Source organism: Clostridium cylindrosporum DSM 605 (assembly GCF_001047375.1).
Classification (GTDB): Bacteria; Bacillota; Clostridia; order Clostridiales; family Caloramatoraceae; genus Clostridium_AB; species Clostridium_AB cylindrosporum.
The window spans coordinates 15851-27015 of sequence record NZ_LFVU01000011.1 but is presented as its reverse complement, the minus strand read 5'-3'; the positions used below and the strand labels follow the sequence as shown (position 1 = coordinate 27015).

10 protein-coding genes and 2 tRNA genes are annotated in these 11165 nt (G+C 32.6%); 9 read left to right on the top strand and 3 right to left on the bottom strand.

All coding sequences use genetic code 11. The features are described 5' to 3' along the window. The first annotated feature begins 116 nt into the window (after positions 1 to 116). From CLCY_RS05185 to CLCY_RS05160, 6 genes are all read left to right on the top strand, one after another. Positions 117 to 192, top strand: a tRNA-Met gene (locus tag CLCY_RS05185). 39 nt (positions 193 to 231) lie between these two features. Further along, positions 232 to 307 (top strand) — tRNA-Lys (locus CLCY_RS05180). A 196-nt stretch (positions 308 to 503) separates the two neighbouring features. Next, a complete protein-coding gene (locus CLCY_RS05175; RefSeq protein ID WP_048570079.1) occupies positions 504 to 1241 on the top strand; it encodes a coiled-coil domain-containing protein in 738 nt (245 codons plus the stop codon). 170 nt (positions 1242 to 1411) lie between these two features. Further along, positions 1412 to 2953, top strand: coding sequence for an ABC transporter permease (locus CLCY_RS05170; protein WP_048570078.1), 1542 nt, complete (start codon positions 1412 to 1414; stop codon positions 2951 to 2953). 14 nt (positions 2954 to 2967) lie between these two features. Continuing rightward, positions 2968 to 3627: an ABC transporter ATP-binding protein gene (locus CLCY_RS05165; RefSeq protein ID WP_048570077.1), complete on the top strand. Its 660-nt coding sequence runs from the start codon at positions 2968 to 2970 to the stop codon at positions 3625 to 3627. Between the two features lie 114 nt (positions 3628 to 3741). Next, positions 3742 to 4101: a winged helix-turn-helix transcriptional regulator gene (locus CLCY_RS05160; RefSeq protein WP_048570076.1), complete on the top strand. Its 360-nt coding sequence runs from the start codon at positions 3742 to 3744 to the stop codon at positions 4099 to 4101. Positions 4102 to 4327: 226 nt separating this feature from the next. Here CLCY_RS05160 and CLCY_RS05155 read toward each other — a convergent pair whose 3' ends face one another. Continuing rightward, positions 4328 to 5494, bottom strand: a complete 1167-nt coding sequence (locus CLCY_RS05155) for an iron-containing alcohol dehydrogenase (RefSeq protein ID WP_048570075.1) — start codon at positions 5492 to 5494, stop codon at positions 4328 to 4330. A gap of 360 nt (positions 5495 to 5854) precedes the next feature. Here CLCY_RS05155 and CLCY_RS05150 point away from each other — a divergent pair, with 360 nt between their 5' ends. The 3 genes from CLCY_RS05150 to CLCY_RS05140 all read left to right on the top strand — a co-directional run bounded on the left by CLCY_RS05150 (position 5855) and on the right by CLCY_RS05140 (position 9305). Then, complete coding sequence (locus CLCY_RS05150; RefSeq protein ID WP_048570074.1) at positions 5855 to 6529, top strand: response regulator transcription factor; 675 nt, start codon at positions 5855 to 5857, stop codon at positions 6527 to 6529. Next, positions 6516 to 7967 carry a HAMP domain-containing sensor histidine kinase gene (locus CLCY_RS05145; protein ID WP_048570073.1) on the top strand — a complete coding sequence of 484 codons (1452 nt, stop codon included), beginning with the start codon at positions 6516 to 6518 and terminating at the stop codon, positions 7965 to 7967. Before CLCY_RS05150 ends, CLCY_RS05145 begins: the two co-directional genes overlap by 14 nt. A 180-nt stretch (positions 7968 to 8147) precedes the next feature. Continuing rightward, positions 8148 to 9305: an amidohydrolase gene (locus CLCY_RS05140; RefSeq protein ID WP_048570072.1), complete on the top strand. Its 1158-nt coding sequence runs from the start codon at positions 8148 to 8150 to the stop codon at positions 9303 to 9305. 76 nt (positions 9306 to 9381) lie between these two features. Here the strand turns inward: CLCY_RS05140 and CLCY_RS05135 are convergent, their stop codons facing one another. Together CLCY_RS05135 and CLCY_RS05130 are read right to left on the bottom strand one after the other, a co-directional pair. Next, on the bottom strand, positions 9382 to 10236 hold the full coding sequence (locus tag CLCY_RS05135; RefSeq protein WP_048570071.1) for an ABC transporter permease: 855 nt from the start codon (positions 10234 to 10236) through the stop codon (positions 9382 to 9384). Beyond that, on the bottom strand, positions 10236 to 11150 hold the full coding sequence (locus CLCY_RS05130) for an ABC transporter ATP-binding protein (protein WP_048570070.1): 915 nt from the start codon (positions 11148 to 11150) through the stop codon (positions 10236 to 10238). Before CLCY_RS05130 ends, CLCY_RS05135 begins: the two co-directional genes overlap by 1 nt. Positions 11151 to 11165: the final 15 nt, after the last annotated feature.

The following is an 11165-nucleotide window of genomic DNA, read 5'->3' as shown; positions in this document are numbered from 1 at the left end:
GTGTAGCTGACTGATACTAATAGATCGAGGGCTTAATCTTGATTAAGTTCAAAAGAATGCTGTGCAGTTTTCAGAGAATCAAATTCTCTTTACCCTAGAGAAATCTAGTGCAATGACGCGGGGTGGAGCAGTTGGTAGCTCGTCGGGCTCATAACCCGAAGGTCAGAGGTTCGAGTCCTCTCTCCGCAACCAATTAAAATGACTTAAACGGAAGTTTAAGTCATTTTTCATGAATCACTAGCTCAGTCGGTAGAGCACTTGACTTTTAATCAAGTTGTCCAGGGTTCGATTCCCTGGTGGTTCACCAAAGGATATCTTAAAATTAATTTTTAAGATATCCTTTTTTATGCCCTAAAATAATAAGGTTTATAAAGTATGAATATAAAGTAAATATATTTTTTCATAAGTATGTATAGATTAATTAATAAAAATTGTAGTCGAAAATATATAGAAGGTAATATTAATAATATTATCTAAAATAGTATTAACAAGGAGGGGTTACAATGAAAAAAATAGTAATGATGGCCTTAACGGCTATAATGGTATTTTCACTTTCTACTAGTGCTTTAGCAGCAACAACTGGTAAGGTTTTAGAGAAAAGTGATAAGCAACAACAAAAAGTAGGTTCTAAAAATACTGAACCAAAAAAAGAAAAAGAGTCAAAGGATAAAGTAGATAAAGAAATAGCAAAGTTAAATGAAGAAATTAAAGGAATTGCTAAAAAGAAAGAAGAATTAAAGAAAAAACTTAAGACACTAGAGGATAAGTATAAAGCAAAGAAAATAAACAAAAAAGGTTATGAAAATCAAAAAAAGGCTATAGAAAAAGAACTTAAGGAATTAAATGAAAAAGAAGCAAAGCTTAATAAAAAGATTAAGGAGCTAAAGGATAAAAAAGAAAAAGATACTAATAAAGATGAAATTAAAACATTACTAGATGAACTTAAAAAAATAGAGAATGAAGAAAAAGAATTAGATAAAAAGAAATATGAACTTAGAGTATCATATATTAATGGAAAAATAGATAAGGAAACTTATAAGAAACAAAAAGAAGCCTTAGAAGCTAAAGAAGATGAGCTAGAGGCTAAAATAGATAAGTTAGAAGAAAAGATTGAAAAGCTTAAGGAAAACAAAACAGAAACTACTAAACCAGAAGAAACTTCGTCACAGGATAAAACAGATACTACAACAGGTGAAAATACTACAACACCTACAGATGCCGATACGCCAGTAGTAAAATAATAAACTTTAAAATCTTTTTATAGGGAGTTTGCAATAGAGGGCTTTTAAGCCTTTAATTGCAAGCTTTTTTATTTTACTAATTTTAACTTCACTAAACTTTCACATAAACAACAATCTTGCATCAGTTAATGTAATTAAAATAAAGCTAAAAGTAAGATTGGAGGAAGGACATGTATATCTTTAAAAATGCAATTAGAAACATTTTAAGATCTAAGGGAAGAAATTTTCTTATTGGAATAATAGCCTGTGTTATAGCAATTTCAAGCTGCATTTCCCTATCTATTAAGAAATCTGCTTCAAAAGTTGAAACAGAAGGGTTAAAGTCGCTATCAGTTACTGCACAGATATCCCTTGATCGTCAATCTCTTATGAAAAAGGCAGAAAAAGATGGAACAGACATGAGAGAAATGATGAGTAATTACAAGAATTTGCCCCTTAATCAATTAGAAAAGTACGCTAAATCAAAAAACGTAAATGACTTTTACTACACTCTTACAAGTTCAGTTAATACATCAGGAACTTTAAAGGCAGTGGATACCTCAGATAGTTCAAATGAAGTAAAGGATGAACAAAGTAGTTTAAGTTCTAAAATGAATAATGCGCCAAGATTTGAAGGTGGAATGGGAAAACAAGGTGACTTTAGTGTAATTGGTTACAGTTCTAAGTCTGCAATGACAGATTTCAAAAGTGGTGCATCAAAACTTACAAGTGGACAAATGTTTAGTGAAGATGCTAGTGATATGAAGTGTTTAGTAAGTGATGAGCTTACAGCTTTAAACAGTTTAAAAGTAGGGGACAAAATCACAATTGCTAATCCTAATACTGCTTCAGAAACTTACACACTAACTATAGCAGGTATATATCATAATAATCAGTCTTCAAGTGATGATAGCCCTATGAGATTCTCAACATCATCAGACCCTGCAAACCATATATATACAAGCTATTCTACATTAAAGTTTATAACTACTTTATCTACTAAAAATGCTACTACATCAACGGATTCAGAGACAGGAAAAACAATTACTACAGCTTTAAGGGAACAGGTTTCAGGTACATATGTAGTAAAGGATGTAAATGCTCTTAATGCCTTTACTAAGGATGCAAAGACAATGGGACTTGCTGGTTATTATACAGTTAATTCAAAGGACGTAAGTAATTACGAACAAAGTCTAGTACCAATAAAGAATTTAAGTAAATTTGCAGATGTATTTTTAATATTAGTACTTTTAATTGGAGGAATTATCCTTGTAGTACTTAATATATTTAACATTCGTGAAAGAAAATATGAAGTAGGTGTGCTAACTGCTATTGGTATGAAAAAATGGAAGGTAGCAATTCAATATATAAGTGAAATGTTCCTTGTAACTTTCATAGCAATTATAATTGGAACAGGTATTGGTGCTGCTGCATCAGTTCCAACAGCAAATACATTGCTACAGTCTCAAATAACATCACAACAGACTCAAGTACAGCAGGAACGTAGTAACTTTGGGTCAGGGCAAATGGCAGACAGACCATCTAACTTTCAGACTAATAGAGACAGTAAACAGGTTGTAAATTATATAAATAATATTAATGCAAATACAGATATAGATGTTGTATTACAGCTAGTTGGAATAGGAGTAATACTAACAATTATTTCAAGCCTTGCAGCAATAGTATTTATACTAAGATATGAGCCACTAAAAATATTAACCAATAGGTCATAGAGGAGGAATTAAGTATGGGTGTTTTAAAACTTGAGAATACATCTTATTCCTACGATAATGGGAAAACTAAGATATTAGAGAATGTATCCTATGAATTTGAAAAGGGGAGGGTTTATGCCATTATTGGCAAGTCAGGTGCAGGGAAAACAACACTGTTATCCCTTTTATCAGGGTTAACATCACCAACCTCTGGTAGGATTTTATATAATGGTATGGATATTAAAAAGATAGATAAATACAGATATAGAAGTAGATATGTAGGAGTTATTTTTCAAGGATTTAATCTTCTACCACAGTTAAATGCTATAGAAAATGTAGAGCTTTCAATTGATATTTCAGGTAAGAAAATTCAAAATAGAAGAGAGCATATATTAAATATACTGAAGAAGGTTCAGTTAGATGAGGCAAAGGCTAAAAGAAGAATATTAAAGCTATCTGGGGGAGAGCAGCAAAGAGTTGCTATAGCTAGGGCATTATCCTATAGTCCAGATATAATACTCGCTGATGAACCAACAGGAAACCTTGATCTTGATACACAGGATGAAGTAATGGATATATTTAAGAAACTAGCTACTGAAGAAGGTAAATGTATCATTATTGTAACTCACTCACCTGAGGTTGCAAAAAGAGCGGATTTTTTATATGAGCTTACTCCTTTAAAAAAATTTAAATAAAAAGTAGGGTTTCTTCAATGTGACTATGTATGTAGAACATGGGATAGACCCTCATTTTTTGAAATAAGTAAGTGGTATAATATAGATAAGTTTTATTTATTAGGGAGTGAAATTATGCCAAAAGACAGATTAAACAAGGTTAGTTGTAATAATTATAGATGTGAAATTGAAGTCACTTTAGAGATATTAAGTGGAAAATGGAAGGCCCTTATTATATGGAACCTTCATGAACATGGTGCAATTAGATTTAATGAATTTAGAAGATTAATACCTGAAATAACTCAAAAGATGTTAACACAACAGCTAAAGGACTTAGAAGAAAGCGGATTAGTTAATAGAACCATATATCCACAGATTCCTCCAATGGTTGAGTATTCTCTAACTGATCTAGGGAATAGTTTAGTTCCTATATTAGAGGCTATGGATAAGTGGGGAAAAGATTTTGTAGATAATTATAAAAGTAAGTTAAAGTAGATATGGGTGCCTGCAAGTAGAAAATCCTTCAACTAAACCAGACGAGATTTTGGATAAGGACTTCTAATCATCATAAATACCCCTAGTCTTAGAGATATGTCGTCAAGCGCAGCAGTTTTTCAGACATAGCTCTTAGGCTAGGGGTAATTTTGCAGATAAGAAGCTCTATTTTAAGGTCTCGTCGTTTTAGCTAAAGAACCTCTACTGGCATGACTAAAGCCTTACATTAAAAGTCTACCTTTTCTCCATAATAAGTCGCCTCAAATAGCTTCTTCATTTCATCTACTGATATTTCTCTTGGGTTTGTACCTGTACATGGGTCAGCTACTGCAGTTTTAGAGATTTCATCAAGGTTCCTTTTAAATTCTTCCTCTGATAATCCAAATTCCTTAAGAGTAGATGGCATGCCCATAGCATTTCTAAATTCCTTAACTAGGTTTACAAGTGAAGTTACTAGTTCCTCAGTTGTATTCCCTTTAAGTGAAAGTCTTTTTGCTATATCAGCATAGATTTCTCCAGCTACTTTAGCATTAAATTCTATAACATATGATAGATATATTGCATTTGCACATCCATGTGGAATGTTAAATATCTTTCCTGTTTTGTGTGCCATTGAATGTACTATTCCTAGTATGGCATTTGAAAATGACATTCCAGCTAGGCATTGTGATATATGCATGTTGTTTCTAGCTTCTACATTACCATTATATGACTTAACTAGGTTTTCTACTGTCATTTCTATCGACTTCATAGCTAGTGCATCTGTTATTGGGTTTCTTACTGTTGAAACATATGCTTCAAATGCATGTGTTAGTGCATCCATACCAGTGTTTGCAACTAATTTCTTAGTCATGCTTTGGGCAAGGCTTGTGTCAACTATAGCAATATCAGGTGTTATGTTATAGTCAGCAATTGGGTATTTAACTCCTGTTTCGCTATCAGCTATTACTGAGAATGATGTAACTTCGGTTCCTGTACCACTTGTAGTAGGTATAGCAATGAATCTAGCTTTTTGTCTAAGTTCTGGTAGGTTAAATGGCTTTGCAGCTTCCTCGAAAGTGAACTCTGGGTATTCATAGAATATCCACATAGCCTTAGCAGCATCAATTGGGGACCCCCCACCAATACCTATAATTAGGTCAGGATTAAATTCATTAAGTGCCTGAGCTCCCTTTCTAACTGTTTCAACTGAAGGGTCACTTTCAACACCTGAGAATACAGATGTTTCTATATTAGCTTCAGCAAGTAGTCCTTGGATTTTTGGAATTGTTCCGTCTGCTATTAATCTTTCTGATCCTATAACTAGCATTGCCTTTGTTCCCTTTATAGTTTTTAGGTGTTCTATAGAATTTTCTCCGAAATAAATATCCCTTGGAATAGTGAATCTTTGCATTTATGGTTCCTCCTAAAAGTTAAATCTAATTTTAAGGTATTCTTAACTTGCCTCAAGTATAACTCCTAAAATTCTAAGAAAAAAGAAGGCACTTTTCGGTATTCCAGTTTCCAAAAGGTAAGAATTATTTATTTTCAAGGATTCCCATAGAAAAAGAATTTTTCATAAATCTCTATAACATTTAAAAAAATTCATTTAGTTGTCACAAAGGAAAGATATAATATTATAAATAAAGTAAATTAAGAAACTTTAAGTTTATTTTCTATAATTAATAGAAAACGTTATCTAAATTAAGATAAAGTAGCTTTTACGCGATAAAAAATAATATGATTAGGGAATTTTAAAGGGGTTGAGGTATAGATGTATAAGATTCTTGTTGTTGATGACGAGGAAAGAATAAGAGAAATAATAAAAAAGTATGCTGTTTTTGAAGGATATGAGGTTAAAGAGGCATGTAATGGAATGGAAGCTATTGAAATATCAAGGAACAATCAATTCGATATTATTATCCTTGATATTATGATGCCAGAGCTTGATGGATTCTCCACATGCAAGGAGATTAGAAAACATAAAAATACTCCTGTAATAATGCTTTCAGCAAGAGGCGAGGAGTATGACAAGATACATGGCTTTGAGCTTGGAATTGATGACTATGTTGTTAAGCCATTTTCTCCAAAGGAGCTAATGATGAGGGTTGGTGCAATTATTAAAAGAAGTAAAACAAGTCTTGATATAAAGAAGGAAATAGTAAAGTTTAATGGGTTAACTGTTGATTTTACAGGAAGACTTGTATATATAGATGATGTGAAAATAGATATGTCTCCTAAGGAATATGATCTTCTTTTCTACATGGTAAAAAATCGTGGAATTGCATTAACTAGAGAGAATATCATTAACAATGTATGGGGATATGACTTTTTCGGAGATGATCGAACATTAGATACTCATATAAAACTACTTAGAAAAAGCCTTGGAGACTATAGTAAGCACATAGTTACCCTTAGAGGGGTGGGATATAGATTTGAATCAGAATAAGATTAGTATAAAGTGGAGGATATTTGGATATTTAGCTTCATTTGTAGGGATTTTATTAATTCTTCTATGGCTTTTTCAAACTGTATTCCTTGATGATTTCTATAAGAGTATAAAAACTAGAAGCATAAAGTCCTATGTTAATGAGATTGCAGAACATGTAGATGATTCTAAGCTATCAAGTAAACTAGAAAATATATCTAGGGAAAATGACATGAGTGTACTTATTGTTAAGGAAAGCGGCGAAATCATCTATAATACAGATTCTAATCCTAAAAATATGTTAAATAAAATGACTGGAGACGATATATATAGTCTCTATAAAAAAGCATTTAATAATGGGGGAAGTACATTCCAGCTTTTTTCAAGGGAAGAACTTAAGACGAATCCATTTGAAAATTCTACAGGTGAAAAGTATGGGTCACATGACAGAGGTGCTCCATTGAGCATGATATATGCAAAGCTTGTTAATAGGGATAATGGGTCACAGGCTATGATTATAGCAAGTTCATTAATTACCCCTATTAACTCTACCGTAGAAACCCTAAGGGTACAGCTTATTTATATCAGTCTTATACTTATTCTGCTATCAATAGTTTTGGCGATTTTTATATCGAGAAAAATATCAAAGCCGATTATTAATATAAATGAATCTGCAAAGAAGCTCGCACATGGTAATTATGATACAGAATTCACCGGCACAGGATATCTTGAAATAGAGGAATTAAATGATACCTTAAATTATACTGCTAGGGAATTATCCAAGGTAGAGGATCTAAGGCGAGAACTTATAGCTAACATATCACATGATCTTCGAACTCCTCTTACTATGATCACTGGATATGCAGAGGTTATGAGGGATATTCCAGGTGAGAATACACCTGAAAATGTACAGATAATCATAGATGAAGCAAGGCATCTATCCACTCTAGTAAGTGATATACTGGACATATCAAAAATGCAGTCAGGTACTCAAGGGCTAAATATATCTAAGTTTAATATAACAGAAGCTATTCGTGAAATACTAAAAAGATACGGAAAACTCATTGAAAAGGAAGGGTATAGCATAGAGTTTTTATATGATAGTGATGTATATGTAAATGCAGACGAGGTGAAAATATCCCAGGTTATATATAACCTAATTAACAATGCTATAACCTACACAGGAGAAGATAAGAAAGTAATTGTTTCTCAGAATATATCTAGTAATAAAGTGAAAATAGAGATAGTAGATACAGGTCAGGGAATTGAAGAGGATATGATAAATCACATATGGGATAGATATTACAAATCAAATAAAGTCCATAAAAGAGCTAGCATAGGAACTGGACTTGGGCTTTCCATAGTTAAGGCAGTTCTTGAAATGCATGGAGCAATGTATGGAGTTATAAGTGAAACTGGGAAGGGAAGTAATTTCTGGTTTCAATTAAATTTAGAATAAGCTATGAGCCATCTCGAAGGAGATGGCTTAGGTTTTTTATAGTTTATTTGTAGCCTATAAACACTAGCTAAGACTTAGGAAATAAGATTAAAAAGTGCATTTTTTACATCAATTTGGTTATATTAAAGGTAATAATGGATTTAAACATTAGCTAGGAATATATAGGGAGGGATGACTATAATGACTTCTATCTTACTAAGAGATGGTATTTTGTATGATTTAGAAAAAGATAAATATGATAAAAAAGATATACTTATAGTTAACGGTAAAATAAAAGAAATAAGTGATAGCCTATCAGATGAGTATGAGGATATGGAAGTTATCGACTTAAAAGAGAAGCTTGTATTTCCTGGGTTTATTGATTGTCATACACATCTTGGTATTATAGAGGAGTGTACTGGGAAAATCGGTATTGATAATAATGAAACCTCTGAACCTGTTACACCTCATTTAAATAGTATAGACGCAATTAATCCCTTTGATATTTCATTTAAGGATGCAATAAAATCCGGTGTAACATGTGTTATGAGCGGTCCAGGAAGCAACAATGTTGTTGGAGGACGAAATGTAGCTATAAAAACCTATGGTAAAATTATAGATAAGATGGTAGTTAAAAATCCAGTAGGATTTAAAGTATCTCTTGGAGAGAATCCCTTAAGTACCTATGGTGCTAAATCTAAGTGTCCTGTAACAAGAATGGGGACTGCAGCCTTAATACGTGAGTTGTTTATGAAAACAGAGGACTACATAGATAATAAAGAAAATGGAAGCATCAAAGAAAGGGATATAAGACTAGAGGCTGTTATCCCAGTATTAAAGAATCAGATACCCCTTCGTGTTCACGCTCATAGGGCAGATGACATAGTAACAGCTGTAAGAATTGCAGATGAATTTAATATTAGCAAAATGGTTATTGAACATGGTACCGAAGCACATTTAGTAAAAAGCTATTTGAAAGAGAGAGATATACCCGTAGCCTTTGGACCAATTCTTACCCCAAGAACGAAGATGGAATTAAAGTCTAGAAAATATAGTTCAATTGTAGAACTTTTTGAAGAAGGTATCAAAACCGCAATAATAACAGATCATCCTTATAATTCAATAGAGTGTTTAAGAACAGTTGCCTCTGTAGCCTTAGCACAGGGATTATCATTTAACGATACAATAAAGTCAATCACAATAAATGCAGCAGAAATACTAACTTGCCAGGATAGGTTAGGAAAAGTAGAGGCGGGATATGATGCAGATATTGTAGTATATGATGGGGACCCACTTGATATAAAATCTAAAGTTGAACTTGTGATAATAGATGGTAAAGTAGTATTTAAAAAAGATTAATTACTTTTAGGAAAAATAATAATAGATAAAAAAGCAAGGTTTTTACACCTTGCTTTTTATACAGTTAAATAAGAATTTATTTAATTTTTCTAGACATATTTAATATAGCAAGTATATAAAAGACTACAGCAGTAACAATAAGAATAATTATACTTGTTGTAAAACTAACAGTAGTATCACCGAACTTATATATAACTCCCATATCAAGATTAAATTTATCAATGTAGCTGCTAGGAGCTCCTGCAAAGGAGGTAACCAAGGCATCCTCCATCATAACCTGTCTAATTAGGGCACCTGAGTGTGAAACAGGAAAAACTTTGACTACAAATTGAACAGCTTCAGGAAGAGTACCAATAGGAATATAGATACCTGTTAGGAATCCTATTAATGTTCCCACTACTGTACTTGCAGTTGCAAATGCATTTTGACTTTGGAAAAATGAAACCATGAAAAATACCATTGCACTACTTGAAAGAACAGATATTATAATAAGTCCAATTACCTTGAGGGTATTTACTAGAGAAAGAAGCTCACCATCGTTAATATATATATAGGCTTCAGCAATTATAAGGGTTATAAAAGTCATAATAACACCTATAATAAATGAACTTAATATATATCCTCCAACGAGTTCATATCTTTTGATCGGAGAAGATATAAAATCCTTTAATATTTTTCGAGACCTATCATTAACCATTGTTCCAAATGCACCCATAGTAGTTGTGATAGATGTTACCGCAAGTATCCCAGCCATTATCCAGTTGTTTATTAAAATCTCTGCATTATCAATTCCCTTCATATCCTTTGTTATAGCGTCACCTAGGAATAGTGCATAAAGTCCTATGATAATCAATGCCGAAAGTAATGAAAAGAATATGGCACTTTTATCTCTAAAAAATATTTTTAAGTTTCTTATAGCAATTGAAGTCATTATCCTCTAATCTCCTTTCCTGTTATATTAATAAACACATCATCCATACTCCCACTAACTACTTCAAAGCTATCAATATTATTTTCTAATTTTTTTATGATTGGAATAGATTCCAATGTGCTTTTTAATGGGATTACAAATACATCGCTAATAATTTTGTATGATATTTTTTCAGAGTCTAGTGTACTTTGAAGTAGATTAAAATCCCTAGGCTTTATCTTTAGATTATCTGAACTGTAGTTAATCTTAAGCTCCATTGGTGTACCCTTTGCTGAGATTAACCCATTATCAATAACTATTACATAGTCAGCATTTGCAGCCTCCTCCATGTAATGGGTAGTTAGAAAAATAGTCATTCCATTTTCTCTTTGAAGTTTTTCGATTGTTTCCCATACATTTTGTCTAGTTTGAGGGTCAAGTCCTGTTGTTGGCTCATCTAGGAATAGTATTTTAGGAGTATTGATTAATGCTCTTGCAATGTCAGCACGTCGTCTTTGTCCCCCAGATAATTTTCCGTAGGGTCTATCTAGAAATTCAACTACTCCAGCTGCAGTTGATGCTTTCTCTACTGCAAGGGTTAGTTCAGATTTAGACAGTCCATAGAACCTACCCCTTAAGGATATGTTTTCTCTAACAGTAAGAAGAGGGTCAAGTAGGCTATCTTGAAATACAATTCCGATTATAGATCGTATCTTATCATCGTCTTTACCTAGGGTATAGCCATCTATTGTGATATTTCCACTGTCAGGCTGTAATAAAGTCGAGATAATATCAATGGTAGTAGACTTTCCTGCACCATTTGGGCCTAGAAATGCAAAAAGCCCTCCCGCTTCCACGTAAAAGTCTAAACCCTTTACAGCTTGAACATCTTTGAAAGATTTTTTTAGTTTATTAACCTCTATTATTTTATTCAAATGATTTCACCTCTT

Bases quoted from the DNA above. Each gene is read 5' to 3' on its own strand.
- CLCY_RS05175 (WP_048570079.1), top strand. From the start codon at position 504: ATGAAAAAAATAGTAATGATGGCCTTAACGGCTATAATGGTATTTTCA.
- CLCY_RS05170 (WP_048570078.1), top strand. From the start codon at position 1,412: ATGTATATCTTTAAAAATGCAATTAGAAACATTTTAAGATCTAAGGGA.
- CLCY_RS05165 (WP_048570077.1), top strand. From the start codon at position 2,968: ATGGGTGTTTTAAAACTTGAGAATACATCTTATTCCTACGATAATGGG.
- CLCY_RS05160 (WP_048570076.1), top strand. From the start codon at position 3,742: ATGCCAAAAGACAGATTAAACAAGGTTAGTTGTAATAATTATAGATGT.
- CLCY_RS05155 (WP_048570075.1), bottom strand. From the start codon at position 5,494: ATGCAAAGATTCACTATTCCAAGGGATATTTATTTCGGAGAAAATTCT.
- CLCY_RS05150 (WP_048570074.1), top strand. From the start codon at position 5,855: ATGTATAAGATTCTTGTTGTTGATGACGAGGAAAGAATAAGAGAAATA.
- CLCY_RS05140 (WP_048570072.1), top strand. From the start codon at position 8,148: ATGACTTCTATCTTACTAAGAGATGGTATTTTGTATGATTTAGAAAAA.
- CLCY_RS05135 (WP_048570071.1), bottom strand. From the start codon at position 10,236: ATGACTTCAATTGCTATAAGAAACTTAAAAATATTTTTTAGAGATAAA.